The organism is Paracidovorax konjaci, assembly GCF_900112675.1.
Lineage (GTDB): Bacteria > Pseudomonadota > Gammaproteobacteria > Burkholderiales > Burkholderiaceae_C > Paracidovorax > Paracidovorax konjaci.
The window spans coordinates 39,293-63,012 of record NZ_FOMQ01000014.1; the positions used below are offsets into that span (position 1 = coordinate 39,293).

Genomic DNA, 23,720 nt, shown 5'->3' on the forward strand with positions numbered 1-23,720 from the left:
CGTGCGCCCGCTCCCTCCGCCTTCCTCCCGTTTTCCCAGCCCCGCCTGCGCCATGGAACTCACCCCCCGCGAAAAAGACAAGCTCCTGCTGTTCACCGCCGCCCTGCTCGCCGAGCGGCGCCGCGCGCGCGGGCTCAAGCTCAACTACCCGGAGGCCGTCGCCCTCATCAGCGCCGCTGTGCTGGAGGGCGCGCGCGACGGCAAGACCGTGGCCCAGCTCATGAGCGAAGGCCGCACCGTGCTCACGCGGGACGACGTCATGGAAGGCGTGCCCGAAATGATCGCGGACATCCAGGTCGAAGCCACCTTCCCCGACGGCAGCAAGCTCGTCACCGTGCACCAGCCCATCGTCTGACCCGATCCGCAGGTTTTGAGCAAAACCCCTCCATGCCGCCGGATCCATTGAAAAGATTGCTATGAAAAAAGAAGCAAACCACTCCCCTCGCTCCCGCTCCGCCACCGCGGCCCTGCTGCTGCTCGCCGCCCTGGCGCCCGCACTGGCCCTCGCCCATGGCGGCGACGGCATCGCCGCCCACGCGCACGGCGGGTTCCTGCAGGGCTTCGTGCACCCGTTCACGGGGCTGGACCACCTGGCCGCCATGCTGGCCGTGGGCGTCTGGAGCGCGCTCGCCGTGCGGCCCGTGTGGCTCGCTCCCGCGAGCTTCGTTGCGCTGTTGGCGGTGGGCGCCGCCGCCGGGTTCGCCGGGCTGGCGGTGCCGGGCGTGGAGCCCATGATCGCCGCCTCGCTGCTCGTGGTGGGCCTGCTGGTGGCCTGGCGGCGCGCGCTTCCGCTGGCACTGGCCGCCGGCACCGCGGGTGCGTTCGCGTTCTTCCACGGCGCGGCGCACGGCCAGGAGCTGGCCGGCAGCGGCCAGTGGCTGGCGCTGGCCGGCATGGTGGCCGCCACGGCCCTGCTGCATGGTGCGGGCATCGCGCTCGGCCGGGCGGTGCTGCAGCGCCACCGGGCGCTGTCGCTGATCGCGGGCGGCGGCACGGCCCTGCTGGGCGCCGCGTTGCTCGTGCGCCTGGCCTGAACGGCGCCCCCCACACGGCCTTTCCACCGATTTCCCAGGATCCCAGGACGCTGCATGACCCTCATCCCCGGCGAACTCCTCATCGACGACGGCGAGCACTCCCTGAACGTGGGCCGCCGCACGCTCACCCTGGTGGTGCGCAACACGGCCGACCGGCCCATCCAGGTAGGGTCGCACTACCACTTCGCGGAGACAAACGGCGCGCTCGACTTCGACCGCGCGGCCGCGCGCGGCATGCGCCTGCACATCGCGAGCGGCACGGCCGTGCGCTTCGAGCCGGGCCAGCAGCGCACGGTGCAACTGGTCGACCTGGCGGGCGAGCGCATCGTGCACGGCTTCCGCGCCCTGGTGCAAGGACCGCTGGGCGCCCCCGCCCCCGCACAGGACACCCCTGCCCCCGCCGGAGACCGCTGACCATGGCCACTGTCAACAAACGCGCCTATGCCGAGATGTTCGGCCCCACCGTGGGCGACCGCGTCCGCCTGGCCGACACGGGCCTCGTCGCCGAGGTCGAGGAGGACTACACCCTGCGTGCCGGCGCCTACGGCGAAGAGGTGAAGTTCGGCGGCGGCAAGACCATCCGCGACGGCATGGCGCAGAGCCAGCGCACGCGCCTCGAAGGCGCCATGGACACGGTGCTGACCAACGCGCTCATCATCGACCACTGGGGCATCGTGAAGGCCGACATCGGCCTGAAGGACGGCCGCATCGCCGCCATCGGCAAGGCCGGCAACCCCGACACGCAGCCGGGCGTGGAGATCGTCATCGGCCCGGGCACCGAGATCATCAGCTGCGAAGGGCAGATCGTGACCGCGGGCGGCATCGACAGCCACATCCACTTCATCTGCCCGCAGCAGATCGAGGAGGCGCTGGCCTCGGGCATCACCACCATGCTCGGGGGCGGCACCGGTCCGGCCACCGGCACGCTGGCCACCACCTGCACGCCCGGGCCCTGGCACATCGAACGCATGCTGCAGGCGGCCGATGCGTTCCCGATGAACATCGGCTTCCTCGGCAAGGGCAACGCCAGCCTGCCGGCCGCGCTGCACGAGCAGATCGAGGCCGGCGTGATCGGCCTGAAGCTGCACGAGGACTGGGGCACCACGCCCTCGGCCATCAGCAACTGCCTGGACGTGGCCGACGCCACCGACACGCAGGTGGCCATCCACTCCGACACGCTCAACGAGAGCGGCTTCGTCGAGAACACCATCGCCGCCGTGGCCGGCCGCGGCATCTGCGCCTTCCACACCGAAGGCGCGGGCGGCGGCCACGCGCCGGACATCCTGCGCGTGGTGGGCGAGGACAACTTCCTGCCCTCGTCCACCAACCCCACCATGCCCTACACGCGCAACACGCTCGACGAGCACGTGGACATGCTCATGGTGTGCCACCACCTCGACGCGGGCATCGCCGAAGACCTGGCTTTCGCGGAAAGCCGCATCCGCAAGGAGACCATCGCGGCCGAGGACATCCTGCACGACCTGGGCGCCATCAGCATGATGAGCAGCGACAGCCAGGCCATGGGCCGCGTGGGCGAGGTGATCCTGCGCACCTGGCAGACGGCCGACAAGATGAAGCAGCAGCGCGGCCCCCTGCCCGAGGACAGCGCGCGCAACGACAACCGGCGCATCCTGCGCTATGTGGCCAAGTACACGATCAACCCGGCCATCGCCCACGGGATCAGCCACGACGTGGGCAGCCTCGAGGTGGGCAAGTGGGCCGACATCGTCATCTGGAAGCCGGCGTTCTTCGGCGTCAAGCCCGCGCTGGTGCTCAAGGGTGGCTGCATCGCGCTCGCGGCGATGGGCGACCCCAACGCCTCCATCCCCACGCCGCAGCCCGTGCACTACCGGCCCATGTTCGGCGCGTTCGGCGGCGCGGCGGCGCGCTCGTCGCTCACCTTCGTCTCGCAGGCGGGGCTGGCCGCGGGCGTGGGCGAGCGCTTCGGTCTGGCCAAGCCGCTCAGCGCCGTGCGCGGCATCCGCGGCGTGCGCAAGCAGCACATGGTGCACAACGCCTACACCCCGCGCATGGAGATCGACGCGCAGACCTACACCGTGCGCGCGGACGGACAATTGCTGACCTGCGAGCCGGCCACGCGGCTGCCGCTCGCGCAGCGCTACTTCCTCTTCTGACCCCTCTTCCCTGCCGCCTTCCGATGCTCCAGGTCTCCAAACTGCTTCCCCAGGGCCAGGGCCTCGCGCCCGTCCTGGCCCGCCGTGCCGCCACCGTCGAACTCGACTGGGACGTGCGCCAGAAAAGCCGCTTCGCCGCCACCGACTCCACCGGGCGCGCGCTCGGCGTGTTCCTGCCGCGCGGCACCGTCGTGCGCGGCGGCGACGTGCTGGTGGCCGAGGACGGCACCCTGCTGCGCGTGGTCGCCGCACCGCAGCCCGTGCTGCGCATCACGCCCTGCAGCCAGCACGGCAGCGCCTTCGACCTGACGCGCGCCGCCTACCACCTGGGCAACCGCCATGTCCCCATCGAACTGCGCCCCGACCACCTGCAGATCGAGCCCGACCACGTGCTGGCCGACATGCTGCGCGCCATGCACCTCACCGTGACCGCGCAGCAGGCCGCGTTCGAGCCCGAGGGCGGCGCCTATGCGGCGGGCCACGGCCACGGCCATGCGCACGATCACGATCACGATCACGATCACGATCACGATCACGATCACGATCACGATCACGGCCATGGTCATGCGCATGCCCACGGACACAACCATGCGCATGGCGCCCACGGCCACTGAGCGCCCATGGGGCACGACGCACCCGCTCCCCTGCCCCCGCTGCCGGCCGCCAGCCTGCTGCAGCTGATCTGGCTCGCCTCGCCCGCGCTGCCCGTGGGCGGCTTCTCGTACTCCGAAGGCCTGGAGATCGCCGTCGAACGCGCGGGCGTCACCACCGAGGCGGCCGCCGCCGAATGGCTGCAGGAGCAGTTGCACCTCACCCAGGCACGCGGCGACATGGCCGCCGTGCACCAGGCCCTGGCCGCGTGGCGGGCCGGCGACGCGCAGCGCGTGCGCGCACTCAACGACTGGGTGCGGCACACCCGCGAAACCAGCGAACTGCGCCTGCAGACCGAACAGATGGGCCGCTCCCTGGCCGACTGGCTGCGCAACCAGTACCAGCACGCAGGGGATGCGGAGGCGCTGGCGGACGTCGCCCGGCTCGCCGCCCTGCCCCCCACCTATCCCGTGGCCTTCGCGCTGGCTGCGGCGCGCACCGAAGCCCGGTCCGAAGACGTGCTGCTGGCCTATGCCTTCGGCTGGGCCGAGAACATGGTGCAGGCCGCCCTCAAGGCCGTGCCCCTCGGCCAGAGCGCGGGCCAGCGCATCCTTGCGCAGCTCGCCAGCGCCCTGCCCCGGGCCGTGGCCCACGCCATCCAGTTGCCGGACGCCGACCGCCAGGCGTTCTCCCCCATGCTGGCCGTGCTCTCGGCGCAGCACGAAACCCAATACTCCCGCCTCTTCCGCTCATGAACACGCCCCACGCACCCCAGGCCGGCACCGGCCACCCCTCCGCGCTGCACCACGTTCCCCGCCGCACCAAGCGCCTGCCCCCGCTGCGCGTGGGCATCGGCGGCCCGGTCGGCTCCGGCAAGACCACCATCCTGGAAATGCTCTGCAAGGCGATGCGCGACCAATACGACCTCGTCGCCATCACCAACGACATCTACACCAAGGAAGACCAGCGCCTGCTCACCGTCAGCGGCGCCCTGCCCCCCGAACGCATCATGGGCGTGGAAACCGGCGGTTGCCCCCACACCGCCATCCGCGAAGACTGCTCCATCAACCTCGAAGCCATCGACCGCATGCTGGACCAGTACCCGGATGCGGACATCGTCTTCGTCGAAAGCGGCGGCGACAACCTGGCCGCCACCTTCAGCCCCGAACTGAGCGACCTCACGCTCTACGTGATCGACGTCGCCGCCGGCGAGAAAATCCCCCGCAAGGGCGGCCCCGGCATCACCAAGAGCGACCTCTTCGTCATCAACAAGACCGACCTCGCGCCGTACGTGGGCGCCGACCTTGGCGTAATGGAAGCCGACACCCGCCGCATGCGCGGCGCGAAACCCTTCGTGATGACCAACCTCAAGACCCTGCAGGGCCTCGACGAGGTCGTGGCCTTCATCGAACGCCAGGGCCTGCTGCAGGCGGGCTGACCGGCCGGGAGGCCTTGGCGGGCCGCTAGAATGCGGGTCGGTTTTGCGGAGACTTGGGTGAGTGGTTTAAACCAGCAGTCTTGAAAACTGCCGACGGGCAACCGTCCGTGAGTTCGAATCTCACAGTCTCCGCCACTCCACAAAAATCAAGCGCCCATCAGGCGCTTTTTTTACGTCTTTCCCTTGGATAGGCCCCTTACAAAACAACGTGTTGCACCCTATTATCTGTTGTTATTCACAGTATTATCTCAGCCAGCGTTCAACCGTCTTTCACGCGCAATCCAAAACTTTTTGGCCGATAGGTGGGCCCATAGATTCCGATGCCAAAACGAATTCTGGAAAAGACAGCCCTGGAAGTTTCGAGGCTACGTGATGACGGGGTGTACGCGGTAGGCGGCGCATCGGGCTTGCACCTGCAGATCATCGGAGGCTCGCGGGTGTGGGTCTTCCGTTACCGATTTATGGCCCAGCGCCGCCGGATGGGCCTTGGCAGCTACCCGGGTGTCAGCTTGGCAGCAGCCCGTGAGGCGGCACGGCAGGCCATTGCTTTGCGCGATGCGGGGACCGACCCCCTACAGGCCCGCGCCGCAGAACGCGAGGCAGCGCGGCTTGCTGTCGCCCAGCGGCTGGAATTTGACGTGGCTGCGGAGTCGTTCATCCGCGAGCACGAAAGCACGTGGCGCAACCTCAAGCACGTGCAGCAGTGGCGCAACACGCTCGCGCAGTACGCTTCACCTCATTTCGGCGCTGTTCCGGTATCCGACATTGACCAGGCGTTGGTGTTGCGCGCGTTGTCGCCGATCTGGAAGACCAAGACAGAGACGGCTTCGCGCTTGCGCGGCCGCATCGAACAGGTGCTGGACTGGGCAACGGCTCACGGACACCGCAGCGGTCCCAACCCAGCACGGTGGCGCGGGCAACTGGAACACATCCTCGCAGACCCGGACAAGGTCGCGCCGGTGAAGCACCATCCCGCCGTGGCGGTCGCTTCCCTTCCCCGCGCATACAGGCTGATCTCCGCTGTCGATGGGCAGAGCGCCCGCGCGCTGTGCTTCTTGATCTTGACCGCCGCACGCTCTGGCGAGGTACGCGGGTGCAGTTGGTCCGAAGTGGATCTGGAAGCCGGGCTGTGGATCGTTCCGGCCGAGCGTATGAAGGGGAAAAAAGAGCACCGCGTCCCGCTGTCGCGGCAGACCGTGGCGCTGCTCAAGGCCCAGCCGCGGCTACCTGATGTGGACTACGTTTTTCCGTCCAACAGGCGCGGGCCGCTGTCGGATATGGCTCTCACACAACTCATGCGCCGGCACGACTTCGAGGCCGTGCCGCATGGCTTCCGTTCCACGTTCCGCGACTGGGCAGGCGAGAAGACCCACCACCCGCGCGATGCAGTGGAGCTGTGCCTGGCGCACAGCATCGACACGAAGACAGAGGCAGCCTACCGCCGCGGCGACATGATGGAAAAGCGAGCAGCCATCATGCAGGATTGGGCCGATTACGCGCTGTCCGCGCCGGCCTCTTCGGCTTGATCTGTCGCGAGGTTGGTCCAGGCCTTCGGCTGGGCCTGCAGCCATTCCACCACCTCGGCTACCAGCCAGCGGATTTTCGTCGGGCCGATCTTTCGAGGGTGGGGGAACGCGCGCTTGTCGATGAGCGCGCGCAGCGTGTTTTCTACGATGTCCAGCTCTTCCAGGAGCTGTTCTTTCGAAAGCGTGAGCGCCATGATGGTCATTCGCACAGGCCGTAGGCCGAGCTGCAGGAGGTGGGCTCATCCAGCGTGGCCAGCAGGTCGAACTGCCGGCCGCCGCGGGTGGTTTTCGCCCACTCGATCCGGGCCCACACGTTGAGATCGGCGAACACCTGCCGGCGATCCTGCGCCGCGTGGGCATCGGTCATGAAGGTGGAATAGCCGCGCTTCGAGCACATGCCCACGATGCGCTCCCATTCGCTGATGCGCTCAGGATGCTCGGGGAAGCGCACCGCGATCTGCCGCAGTTCCGCCTTGTTGACGTTGATGCAGGGCATGCAGCCGACGCGGGACATTCCTTGCAGATAGAGCGGGTTCGGCTCGATGCCGGCGACCTTGGCGAGGGCGAACACCTGGGCTGCGGTCCACTCCACGATGGGGCGGAACTGCCAGTACCGTGACGCGACGCGCTCGGCCTTCTTCGCGTGCCGGCGGTTCTCGGATTCGTCGCGTCGGACGCCCTGCCAGCTGATGACCTTGTGGCCGGCCTCCAGCAGATCGAGGTGGAAGCCCACGGCCATGTTTCGTTTCAGTTCTTGCGTGCAGAACTGGGCGAGGCGCGAGGGGAATCTGCCCTTCCACATGCAAAGGTCCAGAAACGGATTGCCGCTCGGGTACATCACGGACAGCGCGCGGCGCTTAGCCTTGTTCGTCCAGCGGACCTTTCGGCCGCCGTCCCACCCCCAGGCCTGGCGCGGCTGCACTTCGCCTGTGGGCTCGCCCGCCTCATCCAGCACCGGGAACAGGCGCACAGCGCCGCTTCGGTCGCGCAGGTAGACGGGATTTCCGTGGCGGTCGGTCTTCGGCACCTTGCGGTATTCGCGGCCCGTGCGCACGTCGCGCGCGATGAACACGCGCTTCGCGGCGAGCTGCTCTGTGAAGTCCGCGCGCAGGACGTGGATGGTGATGCCCAGCGTTCCTTCGAGATACCGGAGGTAGGCGTATGTGGCGTCGTGCTCGTTTCCGGTGTCGCAGAAGATGGGCAGCACGCTCCCGGCCGGGCACTTCGCCAGCGCCAGCAGCAGGGTGGCGAGGGAGTCTTTGCCACCGGATACCGACACGACGTGCAGCACGCCCGGCAGGGATTGGGGAGCAGTCACAGCGGGTTTCCTTCAAACTGCGGCACGCCGCACAAGTTCGACAAGTGCCACTGCAGCCTGCAGCGGTACGACGCCATTTCCGCCCTGGCGCAACTGGTGAGCGCGGGATTCGTCCACCAGATAGGCCATCCCATCAGCCAGCAGACAAACGCCGGGTTCAACCGCCGGGGCAAGGTCCGGCCGGTGGGCGACAACGGCCGGCCATCGAGGGTCGATAGGACCGGGTGCGAAAAGTGGTGTTCCACGTAGTTCGGCAACTGCTCGCCGCCCGAGTGGTTGCGGCTGGCCTGGCTGGCTTCGCTGTTCGGCGTGCGGTAGTCCCGGCTGGCCGGGGTGGGCCACTGCTCGCTCGCATCCTTGAGCCCGGGGCGCTCCGCTCGGTCGCTGTCGTTGCCGCAGCTCGCCATACTCGCGCGAGGCGTCGGCCACTTCTGCGCTTGGCCCGTCAGCGTCAGCCGCTCCTGGCCCTGGATACCTCGATCGCGCGTGTATTCGTTGCCCTGGCTGTTGGACACGCTCGGCGTCATCCAGAAGCTGGGACGGTCGGTGTTCTCCGCGAACTCCACCGCCGCAACCGTCAGGGGCATTCCCGCCCCATTGCCGTTCCCGTGCTTGGCTTTCAGCTTCGCCGCTCTCGCGTGCCACGTTTCCGGGGTTTCCCCGTCGTTCGCCACGGATGCGGCAGGTGTCGGCCATGCGCCACGCGAGGCAGAACCAACGTGCGCGCCCGTGGCTGGCGCCCACGTCGGACGCGGAAAGAGTGATCCATTCCGCGTTCCACCCGCGGTCGGCCAGTTCTCCCACGACGCGGGCGGCGGCGCGCTCTTCGAGCGTTCCTTCGGCTTCGTCCACAGCGGTGGCGGTGGCAGTAGCGATGGCGCTGACGTTCTCCAGAAAGAGGCCTGACGCGTCGCAAGAGTCGGCGATGTCGAGGATGTCGAAGAAGAGCCCGGAGCGCTTGCCATCCAGGCCGGCGCGGCGGCCGGCGATGCTGATGTCCTGGCACGGGAAGCCCGCAACGAGGAAATCCACGCATCCGCGCCACGCTGCGCCGTCGAAGGTGAGCAGGTCAGACCAGATAGGCGCCGAATCAAGGGCTCCCGCCTCCATAAGGCGGGCAAGCTGCGCGGCTGCAGGAGCTTCCCGCTCCACGTAGCAAACGGTGCGGTGCTCGATGCCGAGTAGCTCGAATCCGGCGCGGACGCCTTCTCCGAGCATGCCGACGCCGGCACAGAGTTCGATGGAATGTAGAGCCACATCACGCCACCTTTCCCGAGGCGGCGAGCAGTGCGCGCAGTTGGTCCGCACGGATGACCACCGGCAGGCTGTTCACCATCGACTCCAGATGGTCTTCGCCGTCGTCCTGCCCGTACCAGACATCACCGTCCTGGTGCTCTTGCATGGTCTGCATGCGCTGGCGGTAGAAGTACCGCTCGCGCTCCATCGCCTCGGCATGCGACTTCCACCCAGGGCCGTCATCGGGCATCAGTTGCATGCGACCATGGCCAGCGGAGGCGAGCGCGGCTCGCAGCAGCTCCAAATCGCGCGGGCCGCCGACCCATCGCGCGGTGTGGCCGCACGGGTGCGACTCTGCCCAGCCGCATGGGCTTACGCCTTCCGGAATTTCCTCGAACCGGCCATCGGGGTTGAAGACACCGAACCGCGCTTTCTCGAAAGCGCTCAGATCCACCGCCAGGATGTTCTGGGCCCAGTGCTGCGGATCTGCCGGCACCGCAACGATGGCCTGCACGCGGTCCACGAACGAGTGGAATGGCGCGAACACTTCCGGCGGCGCTGTCTCGATGGGAGGCGGCGTCATTCCCGTCAGCGTGCCGATGAAGTCGATTGCGACTTGCAGCAGGGCGTCGCGCTGTGCGGCCAGGGCCGGGGTGGTGGTTCCTGGCGTAGTCATGCCGCACCGCCTTTCAGCAGCTCGCGGGCGGCGGCGTGTTGCCGGTCCGGGATGAGCGCGACCACGGGTGGGCGTTTGCGCTTCGGCTCCCGCCTGTTCGCCGGCCGCTGGGCCTTCGCCTTGTCTTCGATGAATTTTTTCCGGCGGTCCGACAAGACCTGATTCCACGCATCGCCGTACGACTGCACGCGCGTGCGATATGCGTGCATGGCTTGGGCCATGCTGCTGCCGGATGCCATCCTCGCACCGCATACAGCGTCGGTGACGGTCCAATCGTCGTCGCAGAACCGACGGAACTTCTTCCCGGGAAGCACCGAGCGATGGAGCACGGCGCCGCATGCCAGCGTCCACCCTGGCACAGGCACTTCGCCGTGAATCCGGCAATCGCACCGGACCACCGTGCGACGGCGGGCCCGGTCCTGCGGTTGCCGGGCGTGCATCACTTGCAGACCCAGGCCGGTGGCCAGCGTGTGTTCCACAAGGGCCCCGCGCGAGCTCTGCCAGCCGGGCAGCATGTAGACGGCATCGCACGTGACCAAGCGGGCGATGTCCATGCGCATGCAGTCCAACCACTGCGCCGCAGGGTCTGCGTTGATTTCGGCGGGGTTCTCGACGTGGTGGCCTTCGGCGCGCAGGGTGGCGGCGGCCGCGTGGAAGGCGGGGAAGTTCAGCTGCGGGATGCCCGTCATCGGGCCGGCGACGTAGATACGCATGGCGTGTTCCTCCTGTTGGTCAGCGGTACACCCGGCGGCCCGAAATCAGGCTGGGGTGGTTGTCGTCCCGGCTGCGGTGGCGCAGCTCCGGGCACGTGTAGATGCCGTCCGTTTTCCATGACATTTGCGGCGGCTGCGCGACGCCGTAGGGGCCGCTGTAGCTCACGCGCTCCGCGGCGCGGATCTGTGCCCATTTCTCGGCGCCCACTGGATGGCCCAGGGCGGCGGGCTTGCTCTTGATGGCCATGCTCAGGCCTCCACGCGGTCGGCGCGCAGCACGGCTTTGCCGCTGACAAGGTGCGCCCGGTGCTGTGCCTGCTCGGCGTTGGCGGCCTTCACGCGGATCGTCGGCAGCAGGCCTTCGTCCGCGAGGTCTTCCACGTCATCGGGATGCACGGACCCGGGCACGAGGTGCACGCGGTAGCTGTGCAGGGCCTGGACGTGCGGGACGGGTTGCGGTGCCGGCGGCACCGGCATGGGCTTGGCGTGGTACTTCTCCACGTAGCGGCTGGTCGGGTTCTGGTTCACGGTTTCTCTCTCGGGTGGTGGGAGGGTGGTAGGTCAGGCGACCAGCTGCAGCTGGGCCTGTTGAGGGTTGGCGGCCGGTGCCGGGTCGGCCCGGCGGCGGCGGCGCGCGGGCTTCGCGGCTTCGGCCAGGCGTTGGCGTTCGGCTTCGAAGACGGCGCGGAGGTGGTTGGGCGTGGTGCCGCTCGCCGGCACGTAGTCGCCGGCTGCGCGGCGCTGGAAGCAATGCACGCGCGGGTCGGTGCGGGTGGCGTTCATGGGGTGGCGCTCCTTTCGGTGGTGGTGGTCGGGAAGAGGTCTGCGCGCGTGTAGCGCAAGGTGGTGAGGGCGGTGAGCAGGTCGGCGAGCAGGTCGGGCGGTGTGGCCATCACGTCGGCCTTCATGGCGGCGCGGGCTTCGGGCCCGTCGCCCATGTCGTCGCAGCGGCGGCGGGCGGCCTGGAGCACCATCGAGCGCAGCGACGTGAGCTTTTGGCCCTCCGCGCCCATGCCGCGGCGCGCCTGGCTGGCGGTGGTGCGTGTGAATGCCTGTTTTTTCATCAGTCCCACCTTCCGAAGGCGGGCGCGGCGCGCATGGCCCGGAACTGCTGGACGACTTCGGGGGTCGCCCAATCGCTCATTTCGTGGTCGCCGCGGCCGAAAGCGGCCCGGGGAAGCTCGTGCGTGATGCGGGCCGTACAGTTATTGAAACCAGTCCAAGCGCGCGGCAGAGCCGCGCGGGCGGGGGCCTCCACGCGCGCCGGCTGGGCTGCATCGGCCGCGTGCTCGGACGTGTCCTCGCCGAGAACCGGGGACCACACGATGCGGCGGGACATCAGCCACCGGCCGCACATGCGGCCCTGCTGGGCCTTGAGGCCGACGATGCGGCCCACGGTGACGGGCTCGGCGTATTTGTTGACCTGGCCATCCTCTGCGGTGCGGTGCGCGGTGCGCAGGTGCCAGCGGTCGCGGCGCAGTGCGTGGCCACCCATCGATTCCATGAAGATGCGCCAGTCCGCCCGAATGTTTCCGCGGCGGTGGCATGCGTGGAAGGCGCGGACGGTGGCCCGGTCGCCTTCGCGCGCGAACAGTTCCAGTTGGTCGGGGGTGACGCGGCGCAGCTCGCGCCACACCGTTATGCTGGGCATGCCGATGGTCTGGAACTGGCGGATGCCCCAGGTGGCCGCCCATGCGTCCACGCGGCGGAAGCCCACGCCGGTTTCCTTCACGTCGGGCTTTCCGGGCTTGCTGTCCGCGCCGAAGTCCAGGCTGATCTGCTGACCGTCCACCACGTCGCGGTGCTCGGCGAGGGCGAGGTGGCCGACGCTCTTGGCGATGTACTTGGCGACGTAGCCGGCCGCGCCGCCGGCCGTCATGCGCTTGATGTTGACGCGGTTGGCCACCGCGCCGCGTTCGCCGCCGTCGTCGCTCAGCCAGTAGTGGCGAATGCGTTCCTCGATCGCCTGCGCGCCGGCCTCGTCTTCGGCCCAAATGAGGGCATGCCAGTGGGGCGTGGCGTCGTGGTGCGGCTCTGCGACGCGCAGGCCGTACATGCGCACGCCGCGGCGGGCCAGGGCAGCGCGGGTCTTGCCCCACATGTCGCGCAGCCACAGCTGGCCGTCGCGCGGCGTGCTGCCGTCGTGGTTGCGGTTGGGGAACGGCCGACCGCCGCTGCCCAGCTTCATGGCGTGGTACCGGCTGGGCAATGTGAGCGTGACGAACAGGCCGACATGGCCGCGCGAGTCCGCATATTCCTCGGCGCCGCGGATGCGCGTCATCAGCTCGCCGCCGCGGATGATCGGGTTTGCGGTTCCCAGCTCTGCGAGGTCGCGCAGCGTGTAGACCTGGCCGGCCTCATTGCGATAGAGCGTGCGGCCGAGGGCTTCGGCGTTGCGCTTGATCTGCGCTTCCCGGCGCAGCAGGCCGTCGCCGCTGATGTAGCCGCCTGCGGCCTTGTGCACGAGGCCCAGGCCCACGGCGCCAGCTTCCACGACGCGCGCGACGTGCACGCGCAGCCGGCGGCGCCACCACGCGGCATCCTGCGCGCGCAGGATGGCGGGCAGTCCCTGAATGGGCTTGTCTTCGGTGATGCCGGCGCAGCGCACCAGCATGCGGATGGAGTCAACGCGGGCCGCGAGATCGTCGCCGCGGCCGATGGCCAGGGCGTCGAGTTCTTCGGCTTCGGCGGCCAGCTTCTTGGCCATGGCGCATATGTCGGCGTCCGGCAGATTCCAGAGCGAGGCGGCGCCGTAGGCGTCTTCGAAATCGGCGATGGACTGCATCAAGTCCCACGCCACCGCCCAATCCGGCGGGCTGGCCAGATACTCTTCCGGCGACTGCGGCGCGGTGGGTGTCGACTGCGGCGCGAAGCGGGAGCGGACCGCCGCCTGCCAGCTGGCGGGCGCGCACTTGATGACCCGTTCCATGTGGCACCCCGCGGCGTACAGGGTGGGCTTGTTTTTCTCCCAATCCGCCAGGCTGGCATTGGGTAGCTTGCGCAGGATGCGGGCCATGGCCTAGACCTTCGCCGCCAGGGCGACGAGGGCGCCCAAATGCTTCTTCGCGGAGCGCACGACGCCGCGCAGCTCGTCGCGCTCGGGCGGCGGCATTTCGAGCCAATCGCGTTCGGCGAGGTCGCCAAGGTTGTCGTGGTCCTGTCCGATGCCGGCAATCAGCAGCAGCGCCATGCGCCAGTTCATCGGCAGGCGACGCCATTCGCGGGAAGCCGAATCGTTGAACCGGCCTCGGGTGGCGAGCGAAACGAACTCGTCGCGCAGCGACATGAGGCGGTCCAATTCGTCATCCTTCACGGTGCTGCTCGGCTCGGGCTGGGGCTGGTCGCTCATGCACCACCCAGGCGACGAAGGCCGAAGCCGCGCACGTCGAGCTGCTGGCACAGGTCAAATGCCCGCTCCCATGCGGCGGCCATGTCCTGCGCCTGCACTGGCTGCATGCGCAGGCCCGCAGGCGTGCGGTAGGTCATTGCGTACACGCTCATGCGGGCAGCCTCCAGCCGCTCGATTCGATGAACTCCAGCAGCCTGGGCCACACGCCCGCGAGTTCGGCCATTTCGCTGGCGGTGGCGTGCCCGGCCCATTCGCGCGCCACGGCGGCGGCGATGCAGTCCAGGCGCTCGGAGATTTCAGGGTCTTCGGCTGCGAGGCACAGCGCGCGCAGGGCGAAGGCTTCGCCGTTGGTGAGCCGCAGCGGCTGGCCGTTGGCGGCCGGCAGTGCGTGGCGGATGGGGCGACATGCGGCGGTGCTCACGCGACACCCCACATCGAGGTGACAAGGGCCCCAAGAGCAATGAGGCCCAGCGCTGCGGCCAGCCACATCAACGGCTCGGCGTTGGCCGCCATGCCAGCGTTGCCCAGCACGAAGGAAACGAGGAAGACGCGGTAGGCGATCAGGCGCACGGCGTCGCCTCCACCAGATAGCCGCCGAACCGCACGGTCGGCACCTTGTCCAGGGCCGCCCGGCGGCACTTGCCCTTCAGGTCCCATTTGTGCGCCATATGCTCGAAGCGCATCCCGAAGTCCGAACGGCTGTAGATGTGGTTCAGCCACGCATGCACCTCCATCTGTGCCCGCGCGTCGAACTCCAGCAAGGCCAGGGCACGCCGCAGGTTCGACGCGTCCAACAGGCGCAGGTCGGTGAGGTCGAATTCGAATCGGTCGCCGTTGTAGAGGCCGAGCAGCAGGCGTGCTGCCACGCGTGCCCCGCTGTGGCTTTCCGTCGTGGCCAGGATGAAGAAATGCACCAGCGCCTCGATGGGGTCGCCGAGGGTGCGGGCTGTCTTTTCGGTCGCGGTGGGTGCAGTCATGGCCGTCCTTCCGGTTTTTGGGCGTGAGAAAGTCCGCAGCGCCTGAAAACAGGCTCTGTCGGGGAGGGGAACAGGGTTGGGTGGCCGCTGCTATTCAGCGGCTCAGGGGCGGCGCGCTACGACGTGCCGCGGGGCCCGGCGAAGAGGTCGCCTGTGGTGGGCGCGGTGTATTGCGGCTGATGGGCCGATTCGGCGGCGTGATCGAGGACGATGCGCACCATTTCGCGGTTCACATGCGAGGACAGCGGGATGTTGACGGCTGGATCTGGCGTGGCGCTCGGGCTCAGGGTGCGCAGCACTTCGGTGGCGGCGACGAAGGTGTGGCCGCACTCGACATTCGTGCACGCGTAGATCAGTTCGCGCATCGTCTTGCTGACCACCCGGCTGGTGCGGATTTCTGCCTGCGCATCGCAGTGGGGGCACGCCATGCGGGTGCCTTCGTTTTTCAGCTTTCGGCCCTGATGGCTGGTGCGCTGGCGCGCGGCACGCGCATCGTGCGCGGCGTTGGCTTCTGTGTTCATCACGACCCGTACCCCCGGTGTGTTCTCTTGGCGCTTTTGAGCGGCTCTGGAGCTGCTATTTGCGGCGCGCTACTGCTGCACCGTTGCCGATTCGCCGGCCGGCTGGTGCTCTGCTCGGTAGACGGCGAGGCCCATCAGATAGACGCGTCGCAGGAAATTGGCGGTGGGCCGTTCGTCGGCTGCGGCCATCGCCCGGGCCTCATCCATCTCTGCCTGAGACAGGCGCATACCCGCGAGGATCATGGTTTTGCGCTGCTCTTGCGCGGCCGGCGGCTCCAGGTTGCCCGCGCGGCGGTTGGCGGCCACGAGGGCCTGAAAACTCTGTCCTGTGGCCATCATTGGCTCCCTTCGCGCCCTGGCGCCTGCGTGTTGTCGATGGCCAGTTTTGGGCCTGGCCGGATGCCCGTCATCCGATAAACGGTGTCGTCGATGGCGGCGCTAATGAGCCGCTCCAGCACTGCCGTGGTGCTCGGCAAGCCGTGGGCCTGCCGCAGCACTTCCAGCCGCTCTTGCAGCTCGGCGGACACTTCCACCGTTCGTTCTTTCGTCCGCATTGCGCATGGCTTTCGCGGTCAGCGGTTTGCGGAAATGGACGCGTTGCTGCGCTGGGCCGTGTTCGGCGCCGTGCACAAGGCCTGCAGCTCTTCTTCGGCCTTACGAATGGCCATGCTCTCGATGAGCGTGGCTTTCTGCATGCCCAGGCGATCGGCCAGCACGGAAATCAGCGCGTCGTCAGCCGCCTTAAAGCGCACGGTGTGGCGGATGTTTCGACGGTGCTCCGGGTTGTCGTAGGCCATGGGCGTGCTCCTGCCATAAGTGGCGCGTGTACCATCTTGTTAGACGGCGTAATGTTTGGATGACTTGCGCCGCATTGTTGTATGCATACGCATACCTGTCAAGCGACTTGTTATGCAATCGAATAATTTTTCGGCACGACTGAGAGAAGAGCGCGAACGCATCGGCCTGTCTCAGGCGGCTTTGGCAGAGGCCGGGGGGGTGAAGAAGTTGGCGCAGCACACATACGAAAAGGGGGATCGCTCGCCGTCGTCCGACTACCTGTTGCGGGTCGCGGACGCCGGGGTAGACGTGTCCTACCTGTTCACGGGTTCACGCTCGCTGACAGGGCCCACGCCACCGCCTGCGAGCGACGAAGACGCCATTTCACTGCCGCTGCTCAGCGCCACCGGCAGCATGGGCCCTGGCACCGACTTCACGCCTGAAGACGTCATCCTCGGCCGCGTGCCCGTCTCGCGCCACTGGCTGTCAGTGAATCTTCCGCGCAGCCGTCCCGAGGCGCTGCAGCTGGTGCATGCCTACGGCGATTCCATGGGCGATACGCTGCGGTCCGGCGATTTCGCTATCGTTGACACGGACTACACGGTGGCGGACGTGAGCGGTGTGTACGTGCTGCAGGCCAACGGGCAGCTATACATCAAGCGCGTTTCTCGGCTGCTGGATGGGCGGCACGAAATCACCAGCGACAACCCGAACGTTCGCACCGTGGAAGTGCTCGATGGATCGCAGCCCGTGCGGATCTGCGGTCGGGTGGTGTTCGGGTGGAATGGGCGTCGGTTCTGACAACTACAAGTTTTTCAACAGCGCGCAGCGCAGATAGTGGAGGGAAGTACCGTGAAAAAGCTCTTGAAATGGATTGGCCTGCTGTTCGTCGGCCTAGTGGTGCTGGGCGGGATCATCGAAGCGACGAAATCACCTGAGCAGAAGGCGGCCGATCAGGCGGCGCGAGAGCAGCAGAAGGCATCGAAAGCCCAGGCCCAAGCCGAGCAGGCGCGCCAAGAGGTGGCCAGCCTGCCGACCGTGACCGCCAGTGAAATCGTGGCGGCCTATGAGGGCAACACCGTGGCGGCGGACCAGCGCTTCAAGGGCAAGAAGTTCAAGGTGTCGGGCACGGTAAGCGACATCAATACCGACATGTTCGGCAATCCGTATTTGGTGCTGCGTTCCAGCGGCAACCCATTCACTCAGCCGCATTTTTCATTCGATGAGGCGGCCGGCGCCGAGCTGGCAAAGGTGACCAAGGGCGCGAAGGTATCGATGGTTTGTACCGGCAAGGGCGATGTGGCGAAAACGCCCATGGCCGGCGCTTGCGCTCTGCTTTGACGACCTGGATTTTTCAACCACGACGAGAGGGCTTCATAGTCATGAGCAAAGATCACAAGAAAACACCACCGCCGCCGCCACCACCACCGCCACCACCGCCACCACCCACCCGGCATAGGGAGATAAAGGACTCCGGTGAATATGTGACACGGAACATCGGCGCGCCCCCCCCGCCGCCCGCTCCCAGTCGTAACAAGTGAATGTGGAGGCTGTTCGCAGATTTAGCGCTGGCTGCGATTTGCTGACGGCCGCCCATACTCAGTTCTATGAACACCACTTCTGTAGAACCGAAGGGCTGCGATCCGAGCGAAGCCGTTTGGGATCGCATCTGGGCGTGCCGCTGGGAGCTGTTGAACTGGGCGCGCATCACCTACCGCTACCACCGCAAACGTCAGAAGTTCTTCGACATGGCCGATAAGCTCACGCAGGTTGCGGCCGTGACGGGCGGCGTTGCCGTACTTGGAAAGACGCTGGGCGAGTATCTGCCCTGGATCGGTGGCGGAATCTCGCTAGTCGGCTTGTTTGCGCTGGTTTTTGGCTACAGCGACAAGCGCCAGTGCCATAAGGAAATCGCGGAGCGCGCCAACCGACTCACAGGCGACATATGCAGCCTGTCCATCAATGCCCTCGATGAAAAGCAGATCAGCGTGTGGGAACGCGTCCGCGCCGAGATTGATCTGAGCGAGCCGCCGAACCTTAAGACGCTGGTGCAGAAGTGCGAGTGGGAACAGGCTGTAGCGGACGGCCACCCGAACCACACGAAGGAGCCGCGCTGGTGGCAGCAGGCTCACATGCACTTCTTCTAATGCACGGGTTGCCTAATTTTTCGTTGGCCACTAACCGACATGAGAAGGCCAGGAGGTACTTAGCACGGGGCCAAATTTTGATTTTGGTCCTTAATGGCGGTATTAAGCGAACGCCGGCTCTCGTACTTCAATAACCAACTCGCTGCCTAGAGCCGAAAAAGCTGCACCGATAGTGTCGATTTTGGTTGCGTGCCGCAAGTCCATGAGGCGCGTTACTTCCTGCGGTTTGACGTGCATCCTTCGAGCCAAGTCGGCCGGTCTGACTCTGCGCTCGTGCATTAACGCAAGTAGTTCAACTTTGGCGCACAGAGATGGAGGCAAGGCAATTAAATGCTCGCCATCCTTTGCTGCGCTTGGAGATGGAACAGTCCTTTGATCTTCAAAATAGAATTCAAGCGCGGTAACCAGTGCATCGAGCGCTGCCACCCGCGCATCTGCAATTGAATCTGCTTGACTGATTGCCTCAGGTATATCTCGGAAGGTGATGGTGTATCCGCCATCGTCCTGCATTTCAAACTGGGCTGGATATTTCATAGTGAAGTTTCTTTAAATAGTCGAAATTCTTCGACTGGAGGTCGTTGAACTCAGTGTGTCACTGGGATGCAGGTAGCCCCTTCGGGCCACCTGCTTATTCCATTCCCAGTTGCGTCAGGATGGCTTTCCGGGTGCCTTCCTTCAGCTCTTGCGATGGGTGCCTTGGCAATGTTGATCGTTTGCCATCTTTGTATAGCTTCCAGTGCTTGGTGCCGTTTGTGACCTTTACGCCCTGCGCTTCTAACCATCGTTTGAACTCACTGATCTTCATCTACCCCCCAAGTTGTTGCGATAGGCGAATTATACACATTTTTGCCTATGATGCAATCATTTTTGTTTATGAACTCGCTGTTCCATGAAGACCCCTGTTCCGGCCAGGGTAGGACTCCTGCCAAGCGCCGAGATCGATCTAAGCGATCTCTCCGAGATCAAGACTTTGGTGGCCAAGTGCGAATGCGAGCAGGCCATCGCCGATGGGTACCCGACGCAAACGATGGAGCCGCGCTGGTGGCAGCAGGCTCACATGCATTTTTTCTAGCCATGGAGCCGGCGCTTTCGCAGCACGTGCGCGCGCCTCTTGGGCACCCCGCCGCGGCGCTCCATCTCCAGCCGCGTGGCCAGGCCTTCACCCTCGATGAAGTGCTCGACGGTCTTGCATAGCCAATCGGTGCCGTCGATTTCTTCTTTCCAGCCCTCCACGTAGACGGGCGTCTGCGGGGCCAGCGCGGGCTGGCCTATCGCCAGCTGCAGCTCGAAGGTGGCCCCGCCGCGCTGGATGCGGCCTTGCTCTGCGCGCGCAGCGGCCAGAGCGTCGGCCTCGGTGGCGTAGCTGTCGCGGAGCGTCTTCATGTTGCCCTCCTCGCCCGCGATCGCGGCGCGCTTGCTGGCGCTGCCCGCGTCATGCCAGTAGGCGCGCACGCCCGTGTAGCTGTCGCGCGCCGCGCTGTGGTATCGGTGGCGGTCGCCCTTGCTGCGGGTGATGGTGACGGCCTCGATTTCCTTTCCTGCGGCGTTGTTGGAGCTGCCCAGGGGGAGGAACACCAGCCGTCCCTTCTTCACCGTAGCCACGGCGTCGTGTTGGCGGCCGAGGCGCGTAAGGAAATGCACGTCCGATTCGTTGGTCTGGTCGATGTGCTGCACGACGATGGCGGCCAGCGCCTCGTCCACCTTGGCGGTGAGATTGTTCCTCGCGGCGATGTCTCGCACGATGGTGCCGAGCGTCGCGCCGTGCCACGACTGGCTGGCCCGCTGGCGCAATGTGCTGCGCAGCTCGGCGGAGCGGCAACGAAGAGAAACGGAGTCCGGCGCGCCGCTGTGCTCGATCTCATCCACGGTGAAGGTGCCCTTGTCCACCATGCCGGTGTGCGCGTAGCCGAGCTGGATGGCGATGACGGCGCCCACGGGTGGCAATGCCAGATCGCCGCGGGAGTCGTCCAGCTCGATGTCCAGCTGGTCGGCTTTCTCGCCGCGGCTCTCGCGCAGGCGCAGGCGCTTGAGGCGGGGCCGCACGGCCTGGGACACGTCCTTTCCGTTGACGATGAGGGTGTACCGCACCTGGCGGTAGACGGCGGTGCTTTCGTTCATGGTGCGTCTCGCTCCTGTCCACCGGCTTCGGGGCCTTCGCTGTCGGCCCACCAATCCCACTCGTCGCCTTCCCACCAATCGCCCCAGTCCTCGCCGCCATCGGTGCCGCCCGCCGGGTCGGCCAGTTCGTCTTCCACGCGTGCGAGTTGGATGCTGAATTCGACGCGGCGCGCGACGCCCTCGCGCACGAAGATGCTGCCGGTTTCCTCCAGGCTTTCGATGACCCAGCAGCCGAAGGGCTGGCCCGCGCCGTTGACCAGCGCGTAGGCCGCGCCGCGGTCGGCCATTTCGCGCAGGCGGTCGAGGGCGCGGCGGTCGCCCATAAATTCCGGCGCCTGCAGGCCGGTGAGCGTGATGGTGTCATCGCCTGGCCCGATGTACTGGCGCGCCGGCATGGCGCCCACACGGCTGTTGCTGGGGTGCCGCCAGGAGGTGCTGCGGCGCAGCTCCTGGAAGGCGATGGTGTCGAGGGCGAAGACGAATTGCCCGAGTGCTGCGAGCATGTGCCGCGTCCTTTCGTAGTGGGGTCAGTCGATGTCGTCCATGCGGCTGTAGCGCCGGCTGGCGGCGTCGCGCTCGCGCCGGTCCAGCTCTGCCGACACGGCGCGGGCGATGGCCTGCGGGTCCATGCCCGGGGCCGCGTTGATCGTGACTTCGATGGTGCTGCGAGCCGCCACGCCGCCCCCTGCCGGCGCTGCCATGCCGGCAGGACGTGCTGCGGCGTACGGCGCTATGGCCGGCCCAGCCGCTGCCGCTGGCATGGACATGGGCACCACTGCGGCGGCAGCGATGCCGAGCGCCGCGGCGCGCACCTTGGCGGAGCCTTGCTCGATGCCGAGTGCTGCGCCCTCGCCGACGTAGGTTCCCAGCTCCAGGAAAACGCGGCTCGGGCTGTGGATGCCCAGCCGCTCTTTGAACCAGTCGATGCAGTCTCCGGCTACGGTGCTGATGGCATCGCGCACAGCCGCCAACCTGCTGGTGATGCCGCTGGCAAGCCCATCCATCAGATCGGCGCCAGCAGTGACGAAGCGATCTTTCAGGGTCAAGAGGTCGGCCCACAGCGCTGCGGCTCCCGCTGAGGTTTCCGCCCACCATGCGGACACGCCTGCGGACAGGCGGTCCCAGATCGCGAGCAGCCACCCCTTCACCATGTCCCAGTTCTGCCAGATGAGGAACGCCGCCGTGGCGATGGCCAGGACTCCCGCCACGATCGGATTGGCGACGAAGAACCCGGCGAGCAGGCGCAACCCGGTTAGCACCATTCCCGCGCCAGCGCGGAGGATGGAGAACGCGCCACCGATGAGGCCGGGCAGTTTCGAGAACACCACGCCCAGCCACCCCCACACACGGCCAAGGATGGCCCCGGCGGCGCCCGTGAAGGTGAACTGCACGCCCAGCCGCGCGAGCAGCAGGCGCAGCGCCGCGCCCTTGAGCATGATGATGCCGACGGGAATGGCAATGGCGCCGACAGCGGTTGCCAGCAGCGCCGCCCCGCCGACCGTGTACACCATGGCCTTCGTCAGCCCGGGATGTCGGCTCGCGAATTCGCCTATGGCGCGCGTCAGCTTCGTGACCGTTTCCAGCAGCTCCACATACATGGGCAGCGCAGCGCTCGACATTTCCGCGTACAGGTCATCGCGCCGCTTCTTGAGGTTGATTTCCTTCCCTTCCGGCGTGTCCTGCGCGAGCCCATGCAGCTGGTCGATGTTGGCCGCCTTGGAGTTGAGTTCGTAGCCCTTCTGCACCATGGCGCGCTGCTGGTACATGGTGGCCATCAACGCGCCGCCGTTGGTGTTGGAAAAGATGCTGCCGATCGCGTCCAGCGTTTCCTGGCCCTCGGCCACGCCCTTGGCGCGCAGAGCGGGGATGAGCACCTTTTCCATCCATTCGAACTGGCTGCGCCGGAAGATGTCCGCGCCCTTGAGCGCCCCGGGGTTGAGCTGGGACGTCTGGCCCACCTTGTCGTGCTTGACCTTCGAGAAATCGCCTATGAGGCCGTATTTCTCCAGGTTCTGCGCGGCACGCTTCGTAGTGCGGCCCTGGTAGAGGTTCTGGTACGCCGCGGTGAGGCCTGTGCCCACGGCGTCGCCGCCCATTTCCTGCACAAGGGGTTCGAGGCGGTAGAAGAATTCCTTTTCGTCGAAGCCCTTGGCGGCGAGCTTGCCGCGCTGGATGACGTGCATCCAGTCCGCCGCGCCGACGCGGCCACCCGTCGCCGTGATGACCTGCTGCACCATGTTCGCGTTGCGCTCGAAGTCCTCTTTGTTGTTCGCCCCGCCGCGCATTTCGATGACCTTCATCATGTCCATGAACTTGCGGGCGTTGTCGGCGCCGTGCTCGCCGCCGAAGGCTGCTTGGTTGGCGAACTTCATCTTTGCCAAGATGGGCATGGCCTCTTCGGCGTGGTGGCGGTCGTTGAACACCGTTACCGCGTCGCGCATCAGCTCCAGATTGTCAAGGCGGCTGGTGCCGTAAGACTGGAAAGCTTTCGCGAACGCGATGGCCTTGCCCGACTCTTCATCGCCCAGGCCCAGGGCCTTGATGCGCATTTCCTCGGTGGCTGCGTGGCGCGCCTGTCCCATCACGCCCATGCCGGCCTGGCTCGCGCGCGCGCCGCCGTAGAACATCCCGGCGCCGGTGGCGCTGACGGCAGCGCCGCGGGCTGCTAGCTGGCCGGCCCGGCGCTGCGCTGCGTTGAGGCTGGCCAAGCGCTGCTTCTGCCGGTCGAGGGCCGCATTGGTCTGCTCGATGCCAGCGCGCAGCCGGTCCTGCGCCGCGCCGATGCTGCCGCCGACGCCCATGGCGTTGAGCGCCATTCTTGCTTTGCCGGCTGCTGTGCGCTGTTGCTCCAGGGCTTCGCTCAGCCGCCGCACGGCGGCTTCCTGGCGCTTGACGTTGGCGGCGGTGGCTGTGCCGCTCTGGCGCATGCCGTCCAGCACCGCGGTGTGGATCTTGAGCTGGTTTGTAAGGCGCGCGTATTCAGCCGCGTGCTTCTGCACGTTGCCCACCGCGGCCTGCTGGTCGCCCAGCGCCTTGAGCTTGTCGCGGAGGTCTTTCACGCTGCGCGCGGTGGAGTTGGCGCCGCCCAGCACGCGCTTGAGCGGTGCTGTCACCCGGTCCATGGCCACCATCAGGACTTCGAGGCGTAGTTTCTGGTTCATGGG

At 66.9% G+C, this 23,720-nt stretch carries 36 protein-coding genes, 1 tRNA gene and 2 pseudogenes; 14 read left to right on the top strand and 25 right to left on the bottom strand.

Annotated elements, in window-relative coordinates:
• Positions 1-52: 52 nt before the first annotated feature.
• The 9 genes from BM144_RS18105 (at position 53) to BM144_RS18145 (ending at position 6,724) form a co-directional block, all read left to right on the top strand.
• Entirely contained in the window at positions 53-355 is a 303-nt protein-coding gene (locus BM144_RS18105; protein WP_092955511.1) for an urease subunit gamma, read from the top strand.
• Between the two features lie 61 nt (positions 356-416).
• The gene (locus BM144_RS18110) at positions 417-1,034 is read left to right on the top strand and encodes a HupE/UreJ family protein (protein WP_092955515.1); all 618 of its coding nucleotides are present in this window, start codon (positions 417-419) and stop codon (positions 1,032-1,034) included.
• Positions 1,035-1,088: 54 nt separating this feature from the next.
• Entirely contained in the window at positions 1,089-1,448 is a 360-nt protein-coding gene (locus BM144_RS18115; RefSeq protein ID WP_092955518.1) for an urease subunit beta, read from the top strand.
• Between the two features lie 2 nt (positions 1,449-1,450).
• Positions 1,451-3,169: an urease subunit alpha gene (ureC, locus tag BM144_RS18120; RefSeq protein WP_092955521.1), complete on the top strand. Its 1,719-nt coding sequence runs from the start codon at positions 1,451-1,453 to the stop codon at positions 3,167-3,169.
• Positions 3,170-3,192: 23 nt separating this feature from the next.
• The gene (ureE, locus tag BM144_RS18125; RefSeq protein WP_092955524.1) at positions 3,193-3,783 is read left to right on the top strand and encodes an urease accessory protein UreE; all 591 of its coding nucleotides are present in this window, start codon (positions 3,193-3,195) and stop codon (positions 3,781-3,783) included.
• A 6-nt stretch (positions 3,784-3,789) separates the two neighbouring features.
• The gene (locus BM144_RS18130; protein ID WP_092955527.1) at positions 3,790-4,515 is read left to right on the top strand and encodes an urease accessory protein UreF; all 726 of its coding nucleotides are present in this window, start codon (positions 3,790-3,792) and stop codon (positions 4,513-4,515) included.
• Complete coding sequence (gene ureG / locus BM144_RS18135) at positions 4,512-5,198, top strand: urease accessory protein UreG (RefSeq protein ID WP_092955530.1); 687 nt, start codon at positions 4,512-4,514, stop codon at positions 5,196-5,198. Before BM144_RS18130 ends, ureG begins: the two co-directional genes overlap by 4 nt.
• A gap of 47 nt (positions 5,199-5,245) precedes the next feature.
• Positions 5,246-5,333: transfer RNA gene (locus BM144_RS18140), tRNA-Ser, on the top strand.
• 185 nt (positions 5,334-5,518) lie between these two features.
• Complete coding sequence (locus BM144_RS18145) at positions 5,519-6,724, top strand: tyrosine-type recombinase/integrase (RefSeq protein ID WP_092955533.1); 1,206 nt, start codon at positions 5,519-5,521, stop codon at positions 6,722-6,724.
• Here the strand turns inward: BM144_RS18145 and BM144_RS18150 are convergent.
• The 20 genes and pseudogenes from BM144_RS18150 to BM144_RS18230 form a co-directional block, all read right to left on the bottom strand.
• On the bottom strand, positions 6,691-6,927 hold the full coding sequence (locus BM144_RS18150; protein WP_092955536.1) for a helix-turn-helix transcriptional regulator: 237 nt from the start codon (positions 6,925-6,927) through the stop codon (positions 6,691-6,693). The genes BM144_RS18145 and BM144_RS18150 overlap by 34 nt on opposite strands.
• A complete protein-coding gene (locus BM144_RS18155; RefSeq protein ID WP_245783716.1) occupies positions 6,924-8,042 on the bottom strand; it encodes a phosphoadenosine phosphosulfate reductase domain-containing protein in 1,119 nt (372 codons plus the stop codon). Before BM144_RS18155 ends, BM144_RS18150 begins: the two co-directional genes overlap by 4 nt.
• Entirely contained in the window at positions 8,039-8,716 is a 678-nt protein-coding gene (locus tag BM144_RS23520) for a hypothetical protein (protein WP_245783727.1), read from the bottom strand. Before BM144_RS23520 ends, BM144_RS18155 begins: the two co-directional genes overlap by 4 nt.
• A 28-nt stretch (positions 8,717-8,744) precedes the next feature.
• Positions 8,745-9,350 (bottom strand): annotated as a pseudogene (locus BM144_RS23525) (DNA cytosine methyltransferase); the annotation flags it as partial.
• On the bottom strand, positions 9,301-9,954 hold the full coding sequence (locus BM144_RS18165) for a hypothetical protein (RefSeq protein WP_092955542.1): 654 nt from the start codon (positions 9,952-9,954) through the stop codon (positions 9,301-9,303). The pseudogene BM144_RS23525 and the gene BM144_RS18165, both read right to left, overlap by 50 nt.
• Positions 9,951-10,667: a DUF4406 domain-containing protein gene (locus tag BM144_RS18170; protein ID WP_092955545.1), complete on the bottom strand. Its 717-nt coding sequence runs from the start codon at positions 10,665-10,667 to the stop codon at positions 9,951-9,953. Before BM144_RS18170 ends, BM144_RS18165 begins: the two co-directional genes overlap by 4 nt.
• 19 nt (positions 10,668-10,686) lie before the next feature.
• Entirely contained in the window at positions 10,687-10,914 is a 228-nt protein-coding gene (locus BM144_RS18175) for a hypothetical protein (RefSeq protein WP_092955548.1), read from the bottom strand.
• Between the two features lie 2 nt (positions 10,915-10,916).
• A complete protein-coding gene (locus BM144_RS18180) occupies positions 10,917-11,195 on the bottom strand; it encodes a hypothetical protein (protein ID WP_245783717.1) in 279 nt (92 codons plus the stop codon).
• Positions 11,196-11,228: 33 nt separating this feature from the next.
• Entirely contained in the window at positions 11,229-11,450 is a 222-nt protein-coding gene (locus BM144_RS18185) for a hypothetical protein (RefSeq protein WP_092955552.1), read from the bottom strand.
• Positions 11,447-11,731 (bottom strand): hypothetical protein, encoded by a 285-nt coding sequence (locus BM144_RS18190; protein WP_092955555.1) that lies wholly within the window; start codon positions 11,729-11,731, stop codon positions 11,447-11,449. The genes BM144_RS18185 and BM144_RS18190 overlap by 4 nt, the downstream gene beginning before the upstream one ends.
• Entirely contained in the window at positions 11,731-13,683 is a 1,953-nt protein-coding gene (locus BM144_RS18195) for a replication endonuclease (protein ID WP_092955558.1), read from the bottom strand. The genes BM144_RS18190 and BM144_RS18195 overlap by 1 nt, the downstream gene beginning before the upstream one ends.
• A 3-nt stretch (positions 13,684-13,686) precedes the next feature.
• Complete coding sequence (locus tag BM144_RS18200) at positions 13,687-14,016, bottom strand: hypothetical protein (protein WP_092955561.1); 330 nt, start codon at positions 14,014-14,016, stop codon at positions 13,687-13,689.
• On the bottom strand, positions 14,013-14,168 hold the full coding sequence (locus tag BM144_RS23205; protein WP_175526063.1) for a hypothetical protein: 156 nt from the start codon (positions 14,166-14,168) through the stop codon (positions 14,013-14,015). The genes BM144_RS18200 and BM144_RS23205 overlap by 4 nt, the downstream gene beginning before the upstream one ends.
• Positions 14,165-14,437, bottom strand: coding sequence for a hypothetical protein (locus BM144_RS18205; RefSeq protein WP_092955564.1), 273 nt, complete (start codon positions 14,435-14,437; stop codon positions 14,165-14,167). The genes BM144_RS23205 and BM144_RS18205 overlap by 4 nt, the downstream gene beginning before the upstream one ends.
• Positions 14,434-14,586, bottom strand: coding sequence for a hypothetical protein (locus BM144_RS23210; RefSeq protein ID WP_175526064.1), 153 nt, complete (start codon positions 14,584-14,586; stop codon positions 14,434-14,436). The genes BM144_RS18205 and BM144_RS23210 overlap by 4 nt, the downstream gene beginning before the upstream one ends.
• Positions 14,577-14,993, bottom strand: coding sequence for a DUF7673 family protein (locus BM144_RS18210; protein ID WP_092955568.1), 417 nt, complete (start codon positions 14,991-14,993; stop codon positions 14,577-14,579). The genes BM144_RS23210 and BM144_RS18210 overlap by 10 nt, the downstream gene beginning before the upstream one ends.
• A 116-nt stretch (positions 14,994-15,109) precedes the next feature.
• Positions 15,110-15,514 carry an Ogr/Delta-like zinc finger protein gene (locus BM144_RS18215; protein WP_092955572.1) on the bottom strand — a complete coding sequence of 135 codons (405 nt, stop codon included), beginning with the start codon at positions 15,512-15,514 and terminating at the stop codon, positions 15,110-15,112.
• A 69-nt stretch (positions 15,515-15,583) separates the two neighbouring features.
• Positions 15,584-15,850 carry a hypothetical protein gene (locus BM144_RS18220; RefSeq protein WP_139225769.1) on the bottom strand — a complete coding sequence of 89 codons (267 nt, stop codon included), beginning with the start codon at positions 15,848-15,850 and terminating at the stop codon, positions 15,584-15,586.
• Positions 15,850-16,068 (bottom strand): hypothetical protein, encoded by a 219-nt coding sequence (locus BM144_RS18225; protein ID WP_092955578.1) that lies wholly within the window; start codon positions 16,066-16,068, stop codon positions 15,850-15,852. Before BM144_RS18225 ends, BM144_RS18220 begins: the two co-directional genes overlap by 1 nt.
• Before the next feature lie 18 nt (positions 16,069-16,086).
• On the bottom strand, positions 16,087-16,311 hold the full coding sequence (locus BM144_RS18230) for a hypothetical protein (protein ID WP_092955582.1): 225 nt from the start codon (positions 16,309-16,311) through the stop codon (positions 16,087-16,089).
• A 112-nt stretch (positions 16,312-16,423) separates the two neighbouring features.
• Here BM144_RS18230 and BM144_RS23530 point away from each other — a divergent pair.
• From BM144_RS23530 to BM144_RS18245, 4 genes and pseudogenes are all read left to right on the top strand, one after another.
• Positions 16,424-16,579, top strand: a pseudogene (locus tag BM144_RS23530) (helix-turn-helix domain-containing protein); the annotation flags it as partial.
• 21 nt (positions 16,580-16,600) lie between these two features.
• The gene (locus BM144_RS18235; RefSeq protein WP_245783724.1) at positions 16,601-17,092 is read left to right on the top strand and encodes a S24 family peptidase; all 492 of its coding nucleotides are present in this window, start codon (positions 16,601-16,603) and stop codon (positions 17,090-17,092) included.
• A 51-nt stretch (positions 17,093-17,143) separates the two neighbouring features.
• Positions 17,144-17,632 carry an OB-fold protein gene (locus BM144_RS18240; protein ID WP_175526065.1) on the top strand — a complete coding sequence of 163 codons (489 nt, stop codon included), beginning with the start codon at positions 17,144-17,146 and terminating at the stop codon, positions 17,630-17,632.
• Between the two features lie 266 nt (positions 17,633-17,898).
• Positions 17,899-18,438, top strand: a complete 540-nt coding sequence (locus BM144_RS18245) for a hypothetical protein (protein ID WP_092955593.1) — start codon at positions 17,899-17,901, stop codon at positions 18,436-18,438.
• Positions 18,439-18,540: 102 nt separating this feature from the next.
• On the opposite strand, the gene BM144_RS18250 is transcribed toward BM144_RS18245, so the two are convergent.
• Together BM144_RS18250 and BM144_RS18255 are read right to left on the bottom strand one after the other, a co-directional pair.
• The gene (locus BM144_RS18250; RefSeq protein WP_092955596.1) at positions 18,541-18,972 is read right to left on the bottom strand and encodes a type II toxin-antitoxin system HicB family antitoxin; all 432 of its coding nucleotides are present in this window, start codon (positions 18,970-18,972) and stop codon (positions 18,541-18,543) included.
• Positions 18,973-19,066: 94 nt separating this feature from the next.
• Positions 19,067-19,243 (bottom strand): type II toxin-antitoxin system HicA family toxin, encoded by a 177-nt coding sequence (locus BM144_RS18255; RefSeq protein ID WP_092955599.1) that lies wholly within the window; start codon positions 19,241-19,243, stop codon positions 19,067-19,069.
• 84 nt (positions 19,244-19,327) lie between these two features.
• Here BM144_RS18255 and BM144_RS18260 point away from each other — a divergent pair, with 84 nt between their 5' ends.
• Positions 19,328-19,510 (top strand): hypothetical protein, encoded by a 183-nt coding sequence (locus tag BM144_RS18260; RefSeq protein WP_092955602.1) that lies wholly within the window; start codon positions 19,328-19,330, stop codon positions 19,508-19,510.
• Here BM144_RS18260 and BM144_RS18265 read toward each other — a convergent pair.
• Genes BM144_RS18265 through BM144_RS18275 form a run of 3 tightly spaced genes read right to left on the bottom strand, consistent with a single transcriptional unit; the run spans position 19,507 to position 23,717 of the window.
• A complete protein-coding gene (locus BM144_RS18265; protein ID WP_092955605.1) occupies positions 19,507-20,556 on the bottom strand; it encodes a contractile injection system protein, VgrG/Pvc8 family in 1,050 nt (349 codons plus the stop codon). The genes BM144_RS18260 and BM144_RS18265 overlap by 4 nt on opposite strands.
• Positions 20,553-21,059 (bottom strand): phage tail protein, encoded by a 507-nt coding sequence (locus tag BM144_RS18270; protein WP_092955608.1) that lies wholly within the window; start codon positions 21,057-21,059, stop codon positions 20,553-20,555. Before BM144_RS18270 ends, BM144_RS18265 begins: the two co-directional genes overlap by 4 nt.
• 24 nt (positions 21,060-21,083) lie before the next feature.
• The gene (locus BM144_RS18275; protein ID WP_092955611.1) at positions 21,084-23,717 is read right to left on the bottom strand and encodes a phage tail tape measure protein; all 2,634 of its coding nucleotides are present in this window, start codon (positions 23,715-23,717) and stop codon (positions 21,084-21,086) included.
• Between the last annotated feature and the right edge of the window lie 3 nt (positions 23,718-23,720).

Excerpts from the sequence above, each read along its gene's own strand:
- BM144_RS18105 (WP_092955511.1), top strand. The coding sequence starts at position 53 with ATGGAACTCACCCCCCGCGAAAAAGACAAGCTCCTGCTGTTCACCGCC.
- BM144_RS18110 (WP_092955515.1), top strand. The coding sequence starts at position 417 with ATGAAAAAAGAAGCAAACCACTCCCCTCGCTCCCGCTCCGCCACCGCG.
- BM144_RS18115 (WP_092955518.1), top strand. The coding sequence starts at position 1,089 with ATGACCCTCATCCCCGGCGAACTCCTCATCGACGACGGCGAGCACTCC.
- ureC (WP_092955521.1), top strand. The coding sequence starts at position 1,451 with ATGGCCACTGTCAACAAACGCGCCTATGCCGAGATGTTCGGCCCCACC.
- ureE (WP_092955524.1), top strand. The coding sequence starts at position 3,193 with ATGCTCCAGGTCTCCAAACTGCTTCCCCAGGGCCAGGGCCTCGCGCCC.
- BM144_RS18130 (WP_092955527.1), top strand. The coding sequence starts at position 3,790 with ATGGGGCACGACGCACCCGCTCCCCTGCCCCCGCTGCCGGCCGCCAGC.
- ureG (WP_092955530.1), top strand. The coding sequence starts at position 4,512 with ATGAACACGCCCCACGCACCCCAGGCCGGCACCGGCCACCCCTCCGCG.
- BM144_RS18145 (WP_092955533.1), top strand. The coding sequence starts at position 5,519 with ATGCCAAAACGAATTCTGGAAAAGACAGCCCTGGAAGTTTCGAGGCTA.
- BM144_RS18150 (WP_092955536.1), bottom strand. The coding sequence starts at position 6,927 with ATGACCATCATGGCGCTCACGCTTTCGAAAGAACAGCTCCTGGAAGAG.
- BM144_RS18165 (WP_092955542.1), bottom strand. The coding sequence starts at position 9,954 with ATGACTACGCCAGGAACCACCACCCCGGCCCTGGCCGCACAGCGCGAC.
- BM144_RS18170 (WP_092955545.1), bottom strand. The coding sequence starts at position 10,667 with ATGCGTATCTACGTCGCCGGCCCGATGACGGGCATCCCGCAGCTGAAC.
- BM144_RS18175 (WP_092955548.1), bottom strand. The coding sequence starts at position 10,914 with ATGGCCATCAAGAGCAAGCCCGCCGCCCTGGGCCATCCAGTGGGCGCC.
- BM144_RS18185 (WP_092955552.1), bottom strand. The coding sequence starts at position 11,450 with ATGAACGCCACCCGCACCGACCCGCGCGTGCATTGCTTCCAGCGCCGC.
- BM144_RS18190 (WP_092955555.1), bottom strand. The coding sequence starts at position 11,731 with ATGAAAAAACAGGCATTCACACGCACCACCGCCAGCCAGGCGCGCCGC.
- BM144_RS18195 (WP_092955558.1), bottom strand. The coding sequence starts at position 13,683 with ATGGCCCGCATCCTGCGCAAGCTACCCAATGCCAGCCTGGCGGATTGG.
- BM144_RS18200 (WP_092955561.1), bottom strand. The coding sequence starts at position 14,016 with ATGAGCGACCAGCCCCAGCCCGAGCCGAGCAGCACCGTGAAGGATGAC.
- BM144_RS23205 (WP_175526063.1), bottom strand. The coding sequence starts at position 14,168 with ATGAGCGTGTACGCAATGACCTACCGCACGCCTGCGGGCCTGCGCATG.
- BM144_RS18210 (WP_092955568.1), bottom strand. The coding sequence starts at position 14,993 with ATGACTGCACCCACCGCGACCGAAAAGACAGCCCGCACCCTCGGCGAC.
- BM144_RS18215 (WP_092955572.1), bottom strand. The coding sequence starts at position 15,514 with ATGAACACAGAAGCCAACGCCGCGCACGATGCGCGTGCCGCGCGCCAG.
- BM144_RS18220 (WP_139225769.1), bottom strand. The coding sequence starts at position 15,850 with ATGGCCACAGGACAGAGTTTTCAGGCCCTCGTGGCCGCCAACCGCCGC.
- BM144_RS18225 (WP_092955578.1), bottom strand. The coding sequence starts at position 16,068 with ATGCGGACGAAAGAACGAACGGTGGAAGTGTCCGCCGAGCTGCAAGAG.
- BM144_RS18230 (WP_092955582.1), bottom strand. The coding sequence starts at position 16,311 with ATGGCCTACGACAACCCGGAGCACCGTCGAAACATCCGCCACACCGTG.
- BM144_RS18245 (WP_092955593.1), top strand. The coding sequence starts at position 17,899 with ATGAACACCACTTCTGTAGAACCGAAGGGCTGCGATCCGAGCGAAGCC.
- BM144_RS18250 (WP_092955596.1), bottom strand. The coding sequence starts at position 18,972 with ATGAAATATCCAGCCCAGTTTGAAATGCAGGACGATGGCGGATACACC.
- BM144_RS18255 (WP_092955599.1), bottom strand. The coding sequence starts at position 19,243 with ATGAAGATCAGTGAGTTCAAACGATGGTTAGAAGCGCAGGGCGTAAAG.
- BM144_RS18260 (WP_092955602.1), top strand. The coding sequence starts at position 19,328 with ATGAAGACCCCTGTTCCGGCCAGGGTAGGACTCCTGCCAAGCGCCGAG.
- BM144_RS18265 (WP_092955605.1), bottom strand. The coding sequence starts at position 20,556 with ATGAACGAAAGCACCGCCGTCTACCGCCAGGTGCGGTACACCCTCATC.
- BM144_RS18270 (WP_092955608.1), bottom strand. The coding sequence starts at position 21,059 with ATGCTCGCAGCACTCGGGCAATTCGTCTTCGCCCTCGACACCATCGCC.
- BM144_RS18275 (WP_092955611.1), bottom strand. The coding sequence starts at position 23,717 with ATGAACCAGAAACTACGCCTCGAAGTCCTGATGGTGGCCATGGACCGG.